The sequence below is a fragment of the Trinickia sp. LjRoot230 genome, assembly GCF_964253315.1.
Taxonomy (GTDB): Bacteria; Pseudomonadota; Gammaproteobacteria; order Burkholderiales; family Burkholderiaceae; genus Trinickia.
Genome location: NZ_CAXUQX020000001.1, coordinates 3919361 through 3938882 on the forward strand (window position 1 = coordinate 3919361; position 19522 = coordinate 3938882).

Sequence of the window (19522 nt, forward strand, 5' to 3'; positions counted from 1 at the left end):
TCATTTCTTCTGCTCGCGGAATCCAGGGAGATTTTGGGCAGCGGAGCCCGTGATTTCTTGTCCGATACCTCCCGCAGTGGTACCGACAACGACTCCCGTCGTATTTGGCCTGAGAAGATTCCATCCACTACTCGACCACATGCCAGGGTTCGACCAATTCTGGGCGTTGATGCCCGGTCTAAGAGTATCGGTAATCCACGAATCTCCCACCTTTCCGATACCGTAACCAGCTGCGCTGAACAGCCCACTGTTGATGCCAGCACCCACGACGCTGTCATTCTTTCCCAACAACTTGTTGTTTAACGCCGTCGTTGCAGCGCCGCCGGTGGCATTCACCCACATATTCCACAACAACCCGCCTCTCGATCCCACCGAGCCCGTCACAAACGCACCGCCGACGTCCACCGGATTGATCGTCCCATTCTGTACGTACTGCGCACCCGCGTTGATCGTTGCGCTAATCGCGCCGGTCCCCGCAGGCGAAGCCCATGTACTCGCACCAAGTACGCCGTTCGTGCTCAAGATCGGCGCGCCAGGAATCATCGCAACAGGGCCAGCGATTGCGACTGTCGCTGCGCCCGCTGCCGCACCCCACGTCCCCTTCTCATAGAGAACGCGATACGCATTCTGACGTTCGACCGAATTGGCGATATCAACCGGTGCGGGTTGATTCAACCCCTCGCCGTTCGCGGAAAACCCGGCATATATGTTTGGATTTGCCCTCTGCTCCGGCGTCGCATAGAACATGTACCCAGGCCCGCTGTTGCCATCCGCAGGCAACATCCCATGCGCCTGGCCTAAGAACTCAGATGCACGCTGATTCCACCGCCCAGGCGAACCATTCTGCACTTGCAGGTGCGCCTGCGTTGTCAATTCTTCGCGTGCCCGTTCAAGCGTCAAACCGTACTTCTTCGCATACGCCGCTTCTTTCTCGCCGATCCACTTCTTTTCATCCGGATGCAACTGCCGATTGAACCGATCCACGTTATACGCACCCACAGCACCCGCATTGCCGCCTACTGCCACGCCCAGCACCGTCGCGAGGCTATTCGCCACGATATTGGCCAATGCTTCGTCGACATCGGTGTTACCCGTGAGCTTTGATGACCTGATTTGCTCAGCAAGCTCGTCTAACTTGCCGCCGGCCAGCGAAGCCACCCCGGCTCCCGCCGCCGCGCCCACCGCATTGCCGCCACCAAGCCCCACCGTCACCGCCGACCCCGCCGCCTGCATCAGCGCGCGACCCTGGCCGCCTTCACTCCAACGCTCGGCCTGCGCTTCGTAGTGCGCCGCAAGCTTCGCGTCGCCCCGCGCCTGGGCCTGCTTCATCTCCTCCAACGCCGCCTCGCGCTTGCCATTCGCATATCGCCCGATCTGCTTGGCCACCACTTCGCCCGCTTCCTGCACCGCTGTCATCACCTCCGCCTGCCGGTTCAGCTTGCTTTGCAAGTCCGGCGTGCGCGCCACCGTGCCACTCAATGCGCCGGTATCGCGATTGAGCATCGCCACGTCTTGCGACTGATTCGCTTCATCGGTGATCGTGATCGAACCCGCTTCCACCGCACTGCGCGTCAGCGCGCTTTGACTGCCACTGTCGTGTTGCACCAGCATCGGCGACACACCGCCCGTGTTCGTGCCCGAGCTCGCACCGTGCGTCGCGTAGTTATTGCCCCCGTTACCTGTCGTTCCCCCTTGCGCGCCCCCCACGCTCGTTGCACGATAGCTCGAGTGGTTCATGACGTCGCTCCAGCTCAGCGTGCCCGTGCTCAAGCGATTGTCCGGCGCGCTCGCCGTACTCGCCAGATACCCGCCTTTCAAATCGGTATTGCCCTTTACCGTCACGTCAAACCCGCCCTCACCGGCTTGGAGGCCCGACTGCTCGTTCACACCCGCATAGTTGCCGCGCGCTTGACCAGCGGTGGCGCTAAAGCTGCCGCTCACGCCGCCCATGCTTGCGCTAAAACCGCCGCCCCCGCCGTATTGATGCGCCGCACTGCGGCTCGTGTCCTGCATCGAAGCGATGTTCATGTCGCCCTCAATGTCCGCCAGGATACGGTTCGCATTCACGTTTGCGCCCACCACGTTCGTGTCGCCCCCGCTGACCAGCGTGGCCCGATCGCTTGCGTTGATGTGCGTATTGTTGTGGCTGCTTGCGTCGGCATTCGCGTCGCCTCGCGCGTACGACACCGAGCCTGATACACCCACCCCATCCACCCCATACGACACCCCCACGCTCGCGCTCTTCGATTCGCTCGTGCTGCGCGTGCGATTCGTGTCGACGCTGCTCAGCAAGTCAATGCGATTGTTCGCTTGCAGTAAGACCGCGCGTGCATCGATGTCCGAGCCTGCGATCGTGACGTTGCCGCTCTCGGATGCCGCGTCGCCTGTCGCGACGAATGCCGCGGTCTCGCCCGCACGAATATGGCTGCCCGTGTGCTGCGTGCTGTCTTCGGTAAAGGTCATCTTGCTACGCGACGCGCCCACACTCAGTTCCACTTTCGCTTCCGGCCGGCGCTCAAGGTCCTTGATTGCATTGACCATGTCCTCCGTGGCAATCAATGCCTCCATCGCGCCACCAGCGACCGCAATAGCGCGCAAGGCCGCCGCACGGCCATCTTGGCTGTCGCTTGCCGCCTGCGCCTGCTGGTTGACGTTTTGCAGCGCATCGGTCCCCGGCGTCTTGACCGCCAGCGAGATGCCCGCACTCTTCATCTCGTGCGTCTCGTCATGATGGCGCTGTGTGCTCGACGCCTCAATGCTCACCTCGCGGGCGATGCCGGCTATGCTCTCGCCCGCTATGACGTCCGAGCCCGTGATCTGCAGGCGATTGCCCGCCTGCATCCTCACACCGGCGTCCGTGCTACCCACTAGACTGCCCTGCGCGCCGCGCACGGTGTCGCGGCTCGTGTCGGTCGTTTGACTGCGCCCGTAAGAAATGCCGGCGCCGGCCGCGCCCAGGCCACTTCGCGTAACGTCCTTGAAATGGTATTCACGTGCTGAGGTCTCGGCCGTTCCAATCAAGAGGTCATGTCCTGCGGCCAGCGTGGCGTCATCGGTTGCCGCAATCGTCGCCGCTTGCGTGCGGAGGTCATTGCTTGCCGTCACCGTGACGCGATCGCCCGAGAGCGTCGTGCCAATCGCTTCGGTGTGCGCGCTCGAATCGAGCGTGTGTGTCTTCTTCGACGACAGGAATCCGCTTTCCTTGTGGTAATGCTCATCCAGCGCGCTCGCGCTCCGTTCGCCCGCATCGAGTTTCACGTCGCGCCCGGCATGCACGTCGATCTCGCCTTGCGCGCTGGCATAGGCTGCAACCGCGTTGACATCGCGTCCCGCCTGCATCGTCAGACCCGCGCCCGATGCGATGCGCGTGCCCACATCCACCGAGGCGGAATGCTCCGCGCGGTTCTTCTCGCTCCATCGGATCGCCTCCTCGCTGCTTTCACGTGCGGCAAGCAGCTTGATGTCGTTGCCGGCCACGATTTGCGCCTCCCCCGTCGTGGTCATCACTGCGGCACGGGCGTTCACATCGTGCCCCGCTTGCACTTGCAGGGTGCCCACGTTAATCGTCGATAGGCGATCAACGCCCGTGGCTGTGCCGCTGTCGGCCTCGGCCGAGCGCGTCGTACTCGTCAGATTCACATCGTGGCCCGCCGCGAGCGCCACCGCATTGCCCTGAATCACCCCACCGAGATTCGCGAAGTCACGTTTTGCACCGATGAGCACGGTGTCGGCCTCGACCATGCCGCGGTTCGTAATCGAGTCGGCGGTGATGACCGTGACCGTTCGGCCCGCGATCGTGCCTGAATTCCGATACGAACCCGCCGCGTCGATGCGAACCCGTTTGCCGGCAATGACGGCACCCTCGCCCGTTACATCAGCCGCGCGGGCACGCAAGTACACCTGCGGGGCCAACACCGTTTGCTCGGTTCCATCCGGCAGCTTCACCGACTGATTGACGAGCCAGACCATATCGGTGGTCAACGCTGCCATTTGCGCTTCGGTGAGTGCGGTGCCGACGTTCAGATCGAACCGCTTGGCCGCTTGCACCCCATTGGCCAGCAGCGCCTGATACTGCCGCTGCTTATCGGTGTAATCGCCCACGAAATACTGTCCGGTCGTACGCATGACTTGCTGCAACACCAGTTGCTGCTCGTAAAAGCCGTCGCCGATGCGCTTGGTGACGCTCGCCGGGTCGGTCCTGAGCGCCGCTAACATCGTGTCGCTCGATACCTCCGCCTTGCCGCGTGTGAAGCGCGGATCGGTTTGGATAAGAAACGGACTGCCCGCATCGGGCGTGACGCGATACAGCGCGTGGCTTGGCAGTTGGACGTTCGGGCTCACGGTGCGAATCACCGCGTCCCCGGCGTTGGCGCGCACTGCAGTGACGAGCGCCGGGTCCAGGCCGCGGGTGGAGACGGTCGAAGTGAAGGTGGGCACATCGGGCGTCCGGGCCACGACCTGCTTGATCGGAGCGGCGCGTGCCGCATTGGGCGTGGCCACCGGCAGCTCGATCTCACGCGCGGGCACGGCCGGCCGATACGGCGTGTAGTCGTTCTTGCGCTCGTCCCCGCTAAATCGTCCACCCGAGGCGACCCGCGTATAAATCGCGTGCCCCTCCGCCGTGAACGTTTGTTCGCCCACCGCACGCTGGTTGTCCCGCATGCCGCCTAAATACGCGGTGCCGCCCGCGACGATCTGGCTCTTGTCGTTGCTGCCGTCTTTCGCGTTGATATGAATATTGCCGCCCGCGGTGATCTTGCCCGGCTGCGTCGCGACAACCACGTCCTTCGACGAGCGCATCTGAACATCGTAGATGGTCCAATCCGATACCATATGGCGGCGAACGTCGTCGTTGTATTTCCAAATGGCACGGTTCAATGCGGTGTAGGCACTGCCGCTCGCTCGCATCCAGTTGATCACCGGCGCGCAATCGGGGGCGGTCGATGCAAAGCAAGTTGTAATGGCGGCACTGCCTGTCAACGGCGGCAGTGACCGGCCGCGCCCATCTCGCTGCTCGATATCCGGCATCGCTGCCGGCGCTTCAATGCCAAACGTCCGCCAAATGCCGTTATCCCCGAATACGCGGTACTTCGGCGGCATATTCCAGCCGCTCATGTTGTCCCAATAGGACTCCGAAAACACCGGATCAATCGCGCCCGCCACCCCGTTCACGGTATGCGGCCCGAACGTCGCCGCCGGATACGCCTTGGACGGCAGCAGCAACACTTTATGATCGTCCGAGCCGAGCCATCGATAGTTCGCGCCCTCGGTGATCTCGTGATTGTTGCGGTGGTACAAGTGAACGGTCGACGGATCGATCTGCTCGGTCGAGCCCGAGAGTTGATGCCAGATCTTGCGGCCCGAATCGGTCGTTTCCTTAGCCGTTCTAAAGTCCGCATTCAGGTTATCGACGCGGTCCGCGTCGATGTTGGCGTCTCCTCCCGCATCGAGCTGGCCACCGATATTAGTGACGGTCTCGGCGGTGCCCATAGCACGCGCGTCGGCATCGAGCGCACGGCCGATGCGCATATCGCCGCTCGCGTGCACGAGCGCATGCTGCTCGTTCGAGATCGATTGCGCGCCGATGTCGGCATCGCCGCGCGAAGCGATTACGCCGCCGACACCTTGTTCGTTCTGTGCGTTGACGACGGTTTGCGCGCCAATCGAAACGGCATCTCCATAGAGGCGCCCAACGTTGCGCACCGTTTTGTTGGCCGTAACTTGGGTCGCGCCGCCATCGATCACTCCCTCATTGGCAACGGTTTCGATCGCTTTGACGTTCGTCTGCACGGTGCCGATCATCTCGCCACTGGCCTTATTGTTGACGGTGGCACCCGACACTGAAAGCCTGTTGCCGGCCGATAGCGTTCCGCTGTTCTCGTGCGCGCCTTCGGTTGTCGCGCGCAGGTTGCCCGCTGCCGACACGGTCCCGGTGTTGTTGAAATCGCCGCGCGTGGAAACTGTGGCGTCACCAGCCGACTCAAGCGTCCCGTCGTTATTGAGCACGCCTGACGAAACATCGAGCTGCTGGCCCGCGTTGACGCGCCCATCTGTATTGTTGAATGTCCCCGCGCTTTCGACCTTGGCGCTATTCGCATCGATGAGCCCCGCGCGATTGATCAACTCCGCATTTTTCAGCGAAAGATCCTTGTGCGCCAGCAGCTTGCCCTCGGTGTTATTAGTCGCGCCATCGGTCGTAATCGACAGTCCCCCTTCGACCGAACCGATCGTGCCGTGCTCATTACGCAACGCGCCCGCTGTGAGTTCGGTGTCGCGCGTCGTGGCGATGGTGCCGCCGCGATTCGTCAGTTCGCCGATGACCCCGATATCGGCCGCACCTGACGTGATCGTGCCCGCGCCATTCTCAAGTGCGTCCGCGCGCAACGTCAGCTCACCGCCCACACCGAAGCGGCCATTCGAGTTATCGATCTCCCGCGCGACCTCAAACGATCCATCCCCAGCAATGGTGCCGATTTGACCGTGATCATTGCTCGACAGCCGTCCAGCCGTGAATATCAAGCTGCTTGCGCCGACGATCACGCCATTGGCATTGGACGCCGCGCCCCTCGCATCCACCTCCAACGCCCCAGCCGCCACGATCTTGCCCGCGTCGTTCTCGATCGAGTCGGCCACCACCTTTGCCTCGCCCCCGCCGATCGCTCCCCGTCCGTTACGCAGGACCCGCGCGTCGAGCGTCAAGCGGCCCGCTGCCGACATTGTGCCGTCCGTGTTATTCACGTCCTCGCGCGCCTGGATGCGTAAATCGCCCGCCACGCTTCTTACCTGCCCACCGCCCGTATTCGAAAGCGTCTCGCTTTCGAGCCTCAGCCGCTTGCCGCCCTCGATCAACCCGCCCGCATTCGAGATATCGCGCGCCACCTCGATCGTAAGCTGGCCCGCCGTGCCGATTCGCCCATCGGTATTGTCCAGGCGCGCCGCGTCGATCGTCGCGTGGTTCGCCAGCAGCGTGCCGCCGACGTTGGACATCCGCTCGCGCGCCACCACGTCGATGCCGCCGCCCGCCGCGATCAGCCCGCGGTTCACCACCTCCGACGCGGCAAGCTTCACCGCACCCGGCGCACTCGGCACGCCGCTGCTATCCACACCGGCCCATACCTGCGCGCTGTTGCGAAGCACCGCTGCCTCCAAGGTGACGTCCCCCGCCGCCGCAATCACGCCCTCATTCGCGAGCGTCGCCGAGGCGCTCAGCGTCGCCGCCTGCGCGCTGACGATCTCGCCCCGATTCGTAACGACCTTGCCCTCGATACGCGTACCCGCTGCCGATTGCAGGCGTGCGCGCGGCTCGATCGTGATCTCGCCATTCGCCGACAGGTGGATCTCGCCCGTCAATGAGGTAATCCCGCCGACCTCGCGCACCCCCAAACCCGCCTCGGTGCCAATCAGCCGCACACCGTTGGCGTACATGCTGCCGAGCGCTTTGGCGTCGATCGCAAAGTAAGGCGCGGGGCCGACGCCCGCCTGCGGGTGCGCCGCGTTCGTACCGTAGTCGACCTGGTTGGCACCGGCCACCGCGTCGGCCCAATCGGCCCACAGTTGCGCGTTGATCGTCATCGCGCGCGAGATCAGATCCAACGCACTGCCGCGCGCATCGAGCCCGGCGCCGATGATATCGATGTGGCCTTGCGTGACATTCAAGCCCGCGAGCGAGCCGTCGGCAACCCAGTGGACAGCGACACGCGCGGCGTATTGATAAAACCGCACCCCGCGCAGGTGATGCCGACCGGATTCGCGATGACGAGGTTGGCCCGGTGGCCAGCGATTTCGGTGGGGCCGAGCAAGCGCGTGGCGTGGCCGGACGTCACCTGATTAATAATCACGCGCGCCGATTGGTTGCCCAAAAACGGATTGCCTTGCACCGCGCCCGCCAGTTGCGACGCGCTCGGCCGAGCGCTATTGACGATCACCGCGCCGTTCGTGCCTACGTTGTACTGCGTGAAGTTGTTCAGCGACACGCCCGCGCGATTGGGCGCCGTGATGTTGATCAGCGGCACACCGTTGGCTGACACACCGATGACCGGATGCGTCGGCCCGCGGCGATCAGGCGTGATCGGCAACGTGATCTGCGCGTGGACAGCGAACGGCTGAGCAATGAATGCGCACAGGACGGCGAATCCAACACGCGTTGTTAGTCTCAATCTCCCCGATTTCATCATTTCCTCTCGCGCTTAGAACAACGTGCTCAGCTGAACGAGCAACGTGGGCGAACGGCGTTGGAAGTGATCGGGCATCGAAACCGGCCAACCCAGCGAGACGTCATAGCTCAGCGATGCCGGAGAACGCTTTGTCGATAAATTGCCGCGCATGCCCAGCACCGCGCCAACGAGTGCCCTGCCCGAGAGAAATTCCGTCGCCGCCCCGCATCGACCCCGACATAAAGCGCCTGCGTCCCGATGGCCGTCGGGACGAACCAATCGATTTCGTTGGAAAGCGCCCAACCGCTTTGCGCCGCCAGCGTCCGTTGCTGATCGAAGCCGCGCACCGCGTAGCGTGTGCCGATCGTGAAGTAGTCGGATGGTGTGAGCGGCGTGCGCGCATGCTGCGCGTTCCAGCTGAACCGATACGACAGCGCCTGTCCGCCCAACGTGAACGGCGCTTGCGCGCTCACGCTCGCGAGTTCGATTTGCGTCGCGCCGCTAAACTCAGGCGCGCCGATCACCGTTCCGGGGTTGCGCGAGAGACTCGGCAGCGACGCACGCCAGCCAAGCGAGCCATCGAGTAGCGCGTTGCCGAGATAGTGGCGGTGCGACACCTCGAGCTCATAGCCGATCACGTCGCGATGCTGCACCGGCAGGTCCACACCATCGATCGCGTTATGACTGAGTTTGTGGAAAATATCGGCACGCACCTCCGTGCGCGCTCGCGCGCTGCGATAGATGACGCCTGAGAGCCCCGCTTGCAGTTGCGATTGCGTGCCGCTGTATTCGATCGGGGCGTCGAAGCCCGCCACCGTTTGCTTGTAGCGCGAGCGGCTGGCGCTCAACGAGAGCAGCGCATAGCCGAGCGGCACGCTGTAGTTCGCCGCCACCGAGCGATTGCCCTGATCGCGCGTGCCGAAGTTCGCGTTGGTTGCACCAATAACCTGCAGTTGGTCGTACAGATGCAGCGGCGAATCGAACGTGAACGCGCTCGAGAGCTGGTACTTGCCTGTCGAGTCGAGCCCGGCGTTATCGACACCGACCACCGCCTGCCACCGCTTGCCGGTGCCAGGGCGCAGGACGATGTCCGATTCATCGGGCGATAGGCTCGGCGCAAGCTCGAACATCGCATCGGCTTGCGAGTGCAATCGACGCAAATTCTCCAGGCCCTGATCGATATCGCGCTGATTGAGCAGCGCAGGGTGAGACGTCGGCAATGCCGCGCGCAGCCAGCCGATGCCCGGCACCGGCGACTTGAGCTCCCCCACCCGGCCGGCCACGACCTGCAACGCGAGCGTGCCCGATTCCATTGATTGAACCGGCATCAGCACACGCGAGCTGATATAGCCGCGTTCGATCAGCGCGCCGTTCGCCACGTCCAATATCTGCGTGAGCGCCGTTTTACCGACACATTGACCTACCACCGGCTGCAGCTTGCGGCCAAGCCACCCGAATGGGTTGTCGTGCAAGACCAGCCGATTTACCGCAAAGCAAGTGGGTTCAACCGGCAAATGTGCGAGGTCCGCTGCCGTCGAGGACGGCTCGGCGGGTGTCAATACGTCTGGGCGCGCGTTGAGCGCCTCGATGGCTTCGAGTTGCTCTTCTTGCAGACGTTGAATCTGCGGCCCCGGTGTAGGCGGTAAAGACGGTGCGGCTGGTGCGGCGCGAGACAACATCAACATGCTCCCCAGCAGCCCAATCCAAGCTGCCAGGTGTCGGCGTTGCATCATTGGCGGCGTAATCGGTAAATGCGGTAAATGCGTATAACCGCCGCATTACACGCCGCTCGCCTCAAGCACTCGAAGTCGTCCGATAAAATTCGGACTGAATAACGATTGATATGGGACGAATAGCCTCGCCGGACCCTCATCAATCGCTTGCGCATTGATGCCGAAACTGTGATCGTTAACCCGGTTAAGCAGCACACCGCAACTCGCGGAGACAATCCCATGAGAACCGCATTGATCGTAGGCGCGTCACGTGGCCTCGGCCACGAGTTCGTGCGCCAATACCGTGAAGCAGGCTGGCGTGTAATTGCCACCGCGCGCACTGACGAAGCGCTCGATGAACTCGAAACGGCGTTCGGCGCTGAGCCGATGTCGCTCGACATTACCGAGCCCGATGAAATCAACGCGCTCGCTCAACGGCTCGCCGGCGAACGGCTGCATGTGGCCGTTGTCGTAGCCGGCGTGTACGGCCCACCAACCGAAGGTGTCGAAGCATTTTCGGCCGCCGATTTCGACTACGTGATGATGACGAACGTACGCGGCCCGATGCTGCTCATGCCGAGCTTGTTACCGCTCGTCGAGTCCGTCGAAGGCGTGCTCGCGGTGCTGTCGAGCCGCATGGGCAGCATCGGCGAGGCCACGGGCACAACGGGCTGGCTGTATCGCACGAGCAAAGCGGCGCTCAATTGCGCGCTGCACGTTGCATCGTTGCAGACGCGCCGCGCAAGCTGCATCGCGCTCCATCCTGGCTGGGTGCGCACAGACATGGGCGGCGCGCAAGCGGCGATCGAGCCGGAACGCAGCGTGGCGGGCATGCGCGAGGTCATCGCGCAGGCAGGCGCCGCGCGTACCTCGTTTAACGGGCGCTTCATCCAATACGACGGCACCGCCATCGACTGGTGAACTGCCCGCCCCATTTCCGCTCAGGGAGACACACAACATGGTGCTCGATCAGGATCACCAGATGATTCGCGATGCGGTGCGCACCTTCGTACGCGAGGCCATTGCGCCCAATGCGGCCCGCTGGGACCGCGAGCGGACGTTTCCAAAGGACGTGCATCGTCAACTGGCCGAACTCGGCGCATATGGCGTGCTGGTGCCGCACGAGTATGGCGGTGCGGGGCTCGACGCGCTTGCGCTAGCCGTCATTCTCGAAGAGATCGCAGCCGGCGACGGCGGTACATCGACGGCGATTTCGGTCAACAACTGCCCTGTATGCAGCATCTTGCTCGCCTACGGCAGTGAAACGCAAAAACACGAGTGGCTCGCACCGCTCGCACGCGGCGACATGCTCGGGGCGTTTTGCCTGACCGAACCGCAGGCAGGTTCAGACGCCTCGGCACTGCGCACGAGCGCGGTACAGGACGGCGACAGCTACGTCATCAATGGCGTGAAGCAGTTCATTACCAGCGGCAAGAACGGCCAGGTGGCGATCGTGCTGGCCGTCACCGACAAATCTGCCGGCAAGCGCGGCATCAGCGCGTTCATCGTGCCGACCGATACGCCCGGCTACATCGTTGCACGCATCGAGGACAAGCTCGGTCAGCATTCTTCCGACACCGCCCAAATCGTCTTCGACAATTGCCGTGTGAGCGCGGCCAATCGCATCGGCGCGCAAGGCGAAGGCTATCGCATCGCGCTTTCAGGGCTCGAAGGCGGACGCATCGGCATCGCGGCACAAAGCGTCGGCATGGCACGCGCGGCATTCGAAGCGGCGCTCGCCTATGCCAAGGAGCGCGAAAGCTTCGGACAACTAATCTTTTCGCACCAGGCGGTGCAATTCCGCTTCGCCGAGATGGCAACGCAGCTCGAAGCCGCGCGCCAACTCGTATGGCACGCGGCTTCGATGAAGGACGCAGGCCTGCCCTGCCTGACCGAAGCCGCCATGGCGAAGCTGTTCGCCTCCGAAGCGGCCGAGCGCATCTGCTCGGCGGCGCTCCAAGCGTTCGGCGGCTACGGCTATGTCAGCGATTTCCCGGTCGAGCGGATTTATCGCGATGTGCGCGTCTGCCAGATTTATGAGGGGACAAGCGATATTCAGAAGATCCTGATCGCACGAGCGCTCGCTTAAAACAGACAATATGGCGGCCGCATCCAAATCCCTGCCTACACCCTCCGCGCCATGCCCCTGCGGCGGCGCGGCACCCGGCTTGCCCTCCGGGGCCAAACCGCCTGCGTTCTGCGCTTGCTGCGGCCCTTATCTCGCCGGTACCGCATTTGCACCGCGTGCGCTCGAACTGATGCGTTCGCGCTACACCGCTTACGTGCTCGGCGACACCGAGTACCTGCGTGCGACATGGGATGCGTCGAGCTGTCCGCCCGATCTCGACATCGACCGTAGCGCACCCGACGCCCCCCGCTGGATAGGACTCCTAATTAAACGGTTCGAGACAATCGATGATAGTCATGCCATCGTCGAATTCGTCGCACGATTCAAACAAGGCGCACGCGGGCACCGCCTGCACGAGACGAGCCGCTTCATTCGCAGCGAAGACGGGCGCTGGCGGTATATCGATGGCGATTTAAGCGAGCGTTGACTACGCGTACCACCTGCTCTCAAACGTTTGCGCCCGCAAGATGGGGTTCGCCTGCATTGCACAAGCGACTTCTGTCCGGCTAGCATGAGCCTCATTTGCGGCACATATCGTTCAGACGATTGCCGAGCGCTTCCCGGGCAATAGATAGGACTCCTATCCATTCCCATGCCAGTCGTGCGCCGCACCCCCGCGTTTTCCCTGCCTCTCAGACTATCGGCCCGCGTCGATCAGCCCATGGGGCGAATTGCAGCCGTTGTTGCCTTCTTTTTGACCAACTGCAATCGGCAGGCACCACGGATACTGCAAATCGGGGTATTCGCTGGGCGGACAAGAAAGAATGACCCTCGTCGGGGACGCTGTCGAATTTCAGAGCAGGTACGTGCATGAGTTGGAAGAATTTTTTGATTTCAGGGTTGTGCGCGTACGCATGGATGGGCGCCCACGCAGGCGCACCGGCGCAAGACGCCACGCTCGCCTCGATCAGCCCTGGGCCGCTTTCTTCCGCCAATGTCGCACGACTCGAGTTCGGCGACGACAACCTGCCGCACCTCGCTTCTGACCTGAATGAGCGTATCGTACGGATCCCCGTCGACACTGTGGGCTCGATCACACTCGAGACCACAATCTTCAAGCCCGACGGCCCCGGCCCGTTCCCGATGGTCGTCTTCAATCACGGCAAGATGGCCGGCGATACACGCGCGCAGTCGCGCAGCCGCCCCCTCGCGTTTGCGCGCGAGTTTGTGCGCCGCGGCTATATCGTCGTCGCGCCCAACCGCGAAGGGTTCGCCGATTCGGGCGGCAGCTATCGCCAGGAAGGCTGCGACGTCCAGAAAAACGGCGCTGCGCAAGCTGAGGACGTGGCCGCAACCATCGCCTACATGTCGAAGCAATCGTACGTCGACGCCGCGCACGTCGTGGTGGCCGGCACGTCGCACGGCGGCTTGACGACGATCGCCTACGGCGTCGAGGCGGCACCGGGTGTGCGCGGCCTGCTCAACTTCTCGGGCGGCCTGCGCCAAGACGCATGCTCGGGCTGGCAAGAAAACCTCACCCACGCGTTCGAAACCTATGGCGAACGAGCGCGGGTGCCGTCGCTCTGGCTCTATGGCGATAACGATTCGATCTGGCCCGGCGACCTGATCACGCGGATGTATTCGGCTTATGTCGAACATGGCGCTCACGCACGCATGGTCGATTTCGGCTCGTACAAGAACGACGCGCATCGGCTCGTGATCGATCGCGATGGCGTGCCGCTCTGGTGGCCGGCGGTGGACGCATTCCTCACACGCATCGGGATGCCGACGCGCACGCAATATCGCGTCGACAGCCCGAACGCACCGCAGCCGAGCGGTTATGCCGCCGTCGATTCGATCAATGCGGTGCCGTACGTCGATGCGGCCGGGCGCGCGGCCTATCGCAAGTTCCTGCACCAATTCCCGAGCCGCGCGTTTGCGGTTGCGTCGTCAGGTGCCTGGTCGTGGGCCGAGGGCGGCGATGACCCCGTCTCCGTCGCGCTCGCCAACTGCCGGCGCGAAAACCACGGCACGCCGTGCGGCCTTTATGCGCTCAACGATTCCGTTGTGTGGAACGACGGCGCGCGGACTGCATCGTCGTCAACAAGCAAGGCCTCACAGGCCAACGACGCGCCTAATGCCGATGCCGATGCCGGCGACACCACCGCCGTCGCTGCAGCGAGTGCCAATCGCTCGATCGCAAGCCGCTGACCGTCTCTGGTTTCGAGTTTCGATTTTCGATTCCCCTGCTTCCCCCCGCGAAGCTGTGTCCGCTCGTCGAAACAAAGTCCCCAAAATAAGCCCAAAAGCCCGCCCGCCAGCAGTTTTTTTCAGCCGGCGGCCTCACTCTGGCGTCGTCAACGGCACCTAACGCTGTCGATCTGATGCGAAGCGTCGCGAGCTACACCGAACGCGCGCCAAGTCGCGCGTTTTCGAGCGGGCGTCGAATGCGTGCATCGGCTCGCGGAACGCGTTACTCTCACGTCCGTTTTTGTCATCTGGCGTTGCGATGCTGATTCGCTAAAACGACAGACGTATAGGCGTTTTCGAGATCTGGAGTGTCGATTGGAAAGAGACGTGCGCATTCAAGCCGAAGCGAATAGCGACTGGGTCGCACGCAGTCTGCGTGCGGTATGGCATCCGTGTACGCAGATGAAGCACCACGAGCGCATGCCGCTCGTCGCGCTCGCACGAGGGCAAGGCGCCTGGCTCTTCGATCATGCCGGCCACCGCTATCTCGATGCGATCAGCTCGTGGTGGGTCAATTTGTTCGGCCATGCCAACCCCCGCATCAACGAAGCGCTGCGCGCGCAGCTCGATACGCTCGAACACGCGATGCTCGCGGGCTGCACGCACACTGCGGCGGTCGAACTGGCCGAGCGGCTCTCGACGCTGACGCAGCGCACGCTCGGCCATGCGTTTTTCGCATCCGACGGCGCCTCTGCCGTCGAGATCGCGCTAAAAATGAGCTTTCACTATTGGCGCAACACCGGACATGGCGAGAAGCGCGAATTCGTCTGCGTGGCGAACGGTTACCACGGCGAAACGATCGGCGCACTGGGCGTGACCGACGTCGCACTGTTCAAGGACGCCTACGATCCGCTGATCCGCCGTGCACATGTCGTGGTTTCGCCCGACGCGCGCGGCGCGCGAGCCGGGGAAACCGCAGCCGACGTGGCAAATCGCGCGCTCGACGACGTGCGCACATTGTTCGAATCGCACGCGCCGCGCATTGCGGCGCTGATCGTCGAGCCGCTCGTCCAATGCGCGAGCGGCATGGCGATGCACGATGCGTCGTATCTGTCGGGGCTGCGCTCGCTATGCAACCGCTACGGCGTGCACCTGATTGCCGATGAAATCGCAGTAGGCTGCGGACGCACCGGGACTTTCTTCGCGTGCGAGCAAGCGGGTATATGGCCTGATTTCCTTTGTCTTTCGAAAGGCATCAGCGGCGGTTATCTGCCGCTGTCTATCGTGCTGTCGCGCGACGCGATTTTCGCGGCTTTTTACGACGACGATACCACGCGCGGCTTTTTGCACTCGCATTCGTACACGGGCAATCCGCTGGCTTGCCGCGCCGCGCTCGCCACGCTCGACATATTCGAAAGCGATAACGTGCTGGCCGAAAACCATCACAAGTCGGCGGCGCTTTTTGCGGCACTGGCGCCGCTCAATGAATACGACGCGGTGCGCAACCTGCGGCAATGCGGCACGATCATCGCTTTCGACGCTGCACTCGAGGGGGAAGCCGCGCGCACGTTTTCTCGCCGCTTTTTCTCGCAGGCCCTTGCGCGCGAGCTGTTGCTTCGCCCAATCGGCACCACGGTCTATCTGATGCCGCCATATATTTTGGACTCCGAAACAATCGATCTGCTCGCTGCGCGCACGCTCGAGACGTTAGAGGCCACCCTCGCCGACGGAGACCGTTGATGTTTTTGCTCGATACGCTTCGCGATGGGCTGGCGGATCTCGATCGGCGTGGCCTCACACGGCGCCGCCGTATCGCCGATACCGCGTGCGCAGCGCACATGACGGTCGACGGCCGCCCGATCATCGGATTCGCGAGCAACGACTACCTCGGACTCGCGGCGCACCCGGCACTGACTGCGGCGCTCGCCGAAGGCGCGCAACGGTACGGCGCCGGCAGTGGCGGCTCGCATTTGCTGGGTGGCCACTCACGCGCGCACGCGCAACTCGAAGACGATCTGGCGGCGTTGTGCGGCGGCTTCGTCGATGCGCCGCGGGCGCTCAGCTTTTGTACCGGCTATATGGCGAATCTCGCCGTGCTGACGGCCCTCGCGGGACGCGGCACGACGCTCTTTTCCGATGCGCTCAATCACGCCTCGCTGATCGACGGCGCACGCTTGGCCCGCGCCGAAGTGCAAATCTATCCGCACGGCGATGCCGAAGCGCTCGCGGCGATGCTCGATGCGTCCGATGCCAGCGTCAAAGTTATCGTGACCGATGGCGTATTCAGCATGGATGGCGATATCGCGCCATTGGCTGCGTTGCTCGAACTGGCAGAGCGACATGGCGCGTGGCTCATCGTCGACGATGCGCATGGCTTCGGCGTACTGGGCCCGCAGGGGCGCGGCGTGTTGGCGCAAGCTGGGTTGCGCTCGCCGCATCTCGTCTACCTGTGTACGCTTGGCAAGGCGGCAGGCGTGGCCGGTGCGGCCGCGCTCGCGCACGAGACTGTCATCGAATGGCTCGTGCAGCGTGCACGGCCCTACATCTTCACGACGGCATCGCCCCCGGCCGTCGCGCATGCAGCATCGGCCAGCCTCGCATTGATCGCGAGCGACGAAGGCGATGCGCGGCGCGCTCATCTCGGTGTATTGATCGAGCGCACGCGCGCGATGTTGCGCGCGTCACAGTGGCTGCCCATCGATTCCCATACGGCGATTCAGCCGCTCATCATTGGCGATAACGAAGCAACGCTCGCGTTGGCAGCCCGCTGCGATGCCGAAGGGTTATGGGTGCCCGCGATCCGTCCACCGACGGTGCCTGTCGGCACCTCGCGCGTACGGGTTTCGTTGTCAGCCGGCCATACGCTCGACGATCTCGCCCGGCTCGAGGCGGCGCTTATGCGCATCGATGCAGCAGCGCGGCCATGAGTACAACCGCACGTTCACTCTTCGTCACGGGCACCGATACGGAGATCGGCAAGACCTTCGTGTCGTGTGCGTTGCTGCACGGCTTCGCCGACGCGGGCTTGCGCGCAGCCGCGATGAAGCCCGTGGCGGCAGGCGCATTCGAACGCGACGGGCAATGGCACAACGAGGACGCCGATGCGCTCGACGCGGCGGCAAACGTGGTGCTGCCGCCCGAGATACGCACCCCGTATTTGCTCAAAGCACCAGCGGCACCGCATATCGTCGCGGCGCAGGTTGGCGTCACGCTCGATATCGCGCATATCGTCGATTGCCATCGCAAAGCGATGCAACGCGCCGACATCGTCGTAGTCGAAGGCGTAGGCGGCTTTCGTGTGCCGCTCGACGATACGAGCGATACTGCAGACCTCGCGCACGCGCTCGGGCTGCCAGTGGTGCTCGTCGTCGGCGTGCGTCTCGGCTGCATCAATCACGCGCTGCTCACAGCCGATGCGATTGCGAAAAGCGGGCTCGTCATCGCCGGCTGGGTGGCAAACCGCATCGAAGCCGATATGCGTTTTGCCGAAGAGAATATCGACACCGTTCGAAGCCGGCTCGCCCGCGAACATCACGCGCCGCTACTCGGCTCGCTGCCACGGTTTTCACCCGCTTCACCGCGAGGCGCCGCATCGCGGCTCGACATCTCAACGCTGTTGCGTACGCTGCGCGAAACGCGGTGACGACGCTTTGCCATTACCGCTTACTGCTTACTGCTTACTTACCGCTCATTGCCTACGAGGACTGACGACATGACTCAAGCCCAAAGCGCAGCCACGCCCATCGCAACGGCCGCGCGCTCTGACGCCGCCGCACGCTGGCGCGTCGCCGATATCGTCGCGCTTTACGAGCTGCCGTTCAACGATCTGCTGTTTCGCGCCCAGCAGGTGCATCGGGAGCATTTCGATGCCAACACTGTGCAGCTTTCCACGCTGCTGTCCATCAAGACGGGCGGGTGCGAGGAAGACTGCAAGTACTGCTCGCAATCGGCCCATTACGACACCGGGCTCAAGGCCGAAAAGCTGATGGATGTCGATAACGTGCTGGCCGCCGCACGCGTCGCGAAGGACAACGGCGCCACGCGCTTTTGCATGGGTGCGGCGTGGCGCAGCCCGAAGGACCGCCATCTCGAGCCGATCAAGGACATGATTCGCGGCGTGAAGGCGATGGGGCTCGAGACCTGCGTCACGCTTGGCATGCTGGAAAATCATCAAGCGCAGGCGCTGCGCGACGCAGGTCTCGACTACTACAACCATAATCTCGATACATCGCCCGAGTTCTACGGCCAGATCATCTCGACGCGCACTTATCAGGACCGGCTCGATACGCTCGAACGCGTGCGCCATGCGGGGATCAACGTCTGCTGCGGCGGCATTGTCGGCATGGGCGAGTCGCGTCGCGAGCGAGCCGGCCTCATCGCGCAGTTGGCGAATATGGAGCCCTATCCGGAATCGGTGCCGATCAACAATCTGGCGCAGGTCGAAGGCACGCCGCTCGCCGGCACCGAGCCAATCGATCCGTTCGAGTTTGTGCGCACCATCGCGATTGCCCGCATCACCATGCCGCGTGCGATGGTGCGCTTGTCGGCGGGCCGGCAACAGATGAACGAGGCGTTGCAGGCACTGTGTTTCGTGGCCGGCGCGAACTCGATCTTCTACGGCGACGTGCTGCTGACCACCGGCAATCCGCAGGCCGACGCTGACCGCGCGTTGCTCGCACGGCTCGGCATGCGCGCGCAAGGCGCGGCGCAGGCGTCAGCGCCGAACACGCAGCTTGATTAGGACTGCTAACGAGAGCGGGGCCGGCGCCCCGCGTGCTTCGTTCGCAATTTCAGGGCGTAATGTGGACGAACCTGAACTGCGAGGACGCGCCATGCGCCGTCTGGTCGGCAATAAGATAATTCTCGTCACGAAAAACGCTGCGCGACAGGTAATCGCCGTTGCGGTCTTGCAAGGTGACCAGGGTTTTCGTCTCGTCGACGAAACTGAACTTGAAGTTCTCGCTTTCGTCCATCCTCCCTCTGACCACATGATTCAAGTCCGGCGTCACCCAATCCTCGTCGAACTTGACCCAGCCCCTGCCTGTTGTCGGGTTGCGGAACGCGACGGTGGACGCCGCATCGTCGAACGTCGCCTCGAATTTGCAGAGCGCATCGGCACGCTCTTTATCGGCGAATAAGTAGCCCGATACGGGATCGGCGCACACAAAGCGCCCGTTGTCTGCTACCAGGTAAGTGGTTTCGATACGCATCAATATCACTCCATTGAAAGAATAGAATTCGCGCGCCAGCCAAATTGACCCGCCCGAATTGCACGAAAGGTGAGCACGCGAAGACGCAAGCAAACCATCGGCGCCGCCCGATTCGGCATAATTCGCCAAATCTCGGACTGCGAGGGTCGAGACAAAAACGTAAAATGGTGGCCACTTGCCATCGCCGCT

At 63.1% G+C, this 19522-nt stretch carries 12 protein-coding genes; 8 read left to right on the plus strand and 4 right to left on the minus strand.

The features are described 5' to 3' along the window. The 3 genes from ACSQ20_RS17905 to ACSQ20_RS17915 form a co-directional block, all read right to left on the minus strand. Entirely contained in the window at positions 1 to 7722 is a 7722-nt protein-coding gene (locus ACSQ20_RS17905) for a hemagglutinin repeat-containing protein (protein WP_436022285.1), read from the minus strand. After that, positions 7653 to 8156 (minus strand): two-partner secretion domain-containing protein, encoded by a 504-nt coding sequence (locus ACSQ20_RS17910; protein WP_436022287.1) that lies wholly within the window; start codon positions 8154 to 8156, stop codon positions 7653 to 7655. The genes ACSQ20_RS17905 and ACSQ20_RS17910 overlap by 70 nt, the downstream gene beginning before the upstream one ends. 125 nt (positions 8157 to 8281) lie before the next feature. Next, on the minus strand, positions 8282 to 9832 hold the full coding sequence (locus tag ACSQ20_RS17915; RefSeq protein ID WP_436022289.1) for a ShlB/FhaC/HecB family hemolysin secretion/activation protein: 1551 nt from the start codon (positions 9830 to 9832) through the stop codon (positions 8282 to 8284). A 273-nt stretch (positions 9833 to 10105) separates the two neighbouring features. On the opposite strand from ACSQ20_RS17915, the gene ACSQ20_RS17920 reads away from it, so the two are divergent. The 8 genes from ACSQ20_RS17920 to bioB all read left to right on the plus strand — a co-directional run bounded on the left by ACSQ20_RS17920 (position 10106) and on the right by bioB (position 18864). Then, positions 10106 to 10786, plus strand: coding sequence for an SDR family oxidoreductase (locus ACSQ20_RS17920; protein WP_436022291.1), 681 nt, complete (start codon positions 10106 to 10108; stop codon positions 10784 to 10786). Positions 10787 to 10823: 37 nt separating this feature from the next. Continuing rightward, positions 10824 to 11954: an acyl-CoA dehydrogenase family protein gene (locus ACSQ20_RS17925; protein ID WP_436022293.1), complete on the plus strand. Its 1131-nt coding sequence runs from the start codon at positions 10824 to 10826 to the stop codon at positions 11952 to 11954. Between the two features lie 10 nt (positions 11955 to 11964). Then, complete coding sequence (locus tag ACSQ20_RS17930) at positions 11965 to 12420, plus strand: YchJ family protein (protein ID WP_436022295.1); 456 nt, start codon at positions 11965 to 11967, stop codon at positions 12418 to 12420. Between the two features lie 383 nt (positions 12421 to 12803). After that, positions 12804 to 14144 (plus strand): dienelactone hydrolase family protein, encoded by a 1341-nt coding sequence (locus ACSQ20_RS17935; protein ID WP_436022297.1) that lies wholly within the window; start codon positions 12804 to 12806, stop codon positions 14142 to 14144. Between the two features lie 354 nt (positions 14145 to 14498). Further along, the gene (bioA, locus tag ACSQ20_RS17940; RefSeq protein WP_436022299.1) at positions 14499 to 15863 is read left to right on the plus strand and encodes an adenosylmethionine--8-amino-7-oxononanoate transaminase; all 1365 of its coding nucleotides are present in this window, start codon (positions 14499 to 14501) and stop codon (positions 15861 to 15863) included. After that, the gene (gene bioF / locus ACSQ20_RS17945; RefSeq protein ID WP_436022301.1) at positions 15863 to 17050 is read left to right on the plus strand and encodes an 8-amino-7-oxononanoate synthase; all 1188 of its coding nucleotides are present in this window, start codon (positions 15863 to 15865) and stop codon (positions 17048 to 17050) included. Before bioA ends, bioF begins: the two co-directional genes overlap by 1 nt. Continuing rightward, complete coding sequence (bioD, locus tag ACSQ20_RS17950; protein ID WP_436022303.1) at positions 17047 to 17766, plus strand: dethiobiotin synthase; 720 nt, start codon at positions 17047 to 17049, stop codon at positions 17764 to 17766. The genes bioF and bioD overlap by 4 nt, the downstream gene beginning before the upstream one ends. A 69-nt stretch (positions 17767 to 17835) precedes the next feature. Beyond that, entirely contained in the window at positions 17836 to 18864 is a 1029-nt protein-coding gene (gene bioB / locus ACSQ20_RS17955; protein WP_436022305.1) for a biotin synthase BioB, read from the plus strand. A gap of 49 nt (positions 18865 to 18913) precedes the next feature. On the opposite strand, the gene ACSQ20_RS17960 is transcribed toward bioB, so the two are convergent. Beyond that, a complete protein-coding gene (locus ACSQ20_RS17960) occupies positions 18914 to 19333 on the minus strand; it encodes a fascin domain-containing protein (RefSeq protein ID WP_436022307.1) in 420 nt (139 codons plus the stop codon). Positions 19334 to 19522 lie beyond the last annotated feature (189 nt).

Bases quoted from the DNA above. Each gene is read 5' to 3' on its own strand.
- bioF (WP_436022301.1), top strand. From the start codon at position 15,863: ATGTTTTTGCTCGATACGCTTCGCGATGGGCTGGCGGATCTCGATCGG.
- bioD (WP_436022303.1), top strand. From the start codon at position 17,047: ATGAGTACAACCGCACGTTCACTCTTCGTCACGGGCACCGATACGGAG.
- ACSQ20_RS17925 (WP_436022293.1), top strand. From the start codon at position 10,824: ATGGTGCTCGATCAGGATCACCAGATGATTCGCGATGCGGTGCGCACC.
- ACSQ20_RS17920 (WP_436022291.1), top strand. From the start codon at position 10,106: ATGAGAACCGCATTGATCGTAGGCGCGTCACGTGGCCTCGGCCACGAG.
- bioB (WP_436022305.1), top strand. From the start codon at position 17,836: ATGACTCAAGCCCAAAGCGCAGCCACGCCCATCGCAACGGCCGCGCGC.
- ACSQ20_RS17915 (WP_436022289.1), bottom strand. From the start codon at position 9,832: ATGTTGTCTCGCGCCGCACCAGCCGCACCGTCTTTACCGCCTACACCG.
- ACSQ20_RS17960 (WP_436022307.1), bottom strand. From the start codon at position 19,333: ATGCGTATCGAAACCACTTACCTGGTAGCAGACAACGGGCGCTTTGTG.
- ACSQ20_RS17935 (WP_436022297.1), top strand. From the start codon at position 12,804: ATGAGTTGGAAGAATTTTTTGATTTCAGGGTTGTGCGCGTACGCATGG.
- ACSQ20_RS17930 (WP_436022295.1), top strand. From the start codon at position 11,965: ATGGCGGCCGCATCCAAATCCCTGCCTACACCCTCCGCGCCATGCCCC.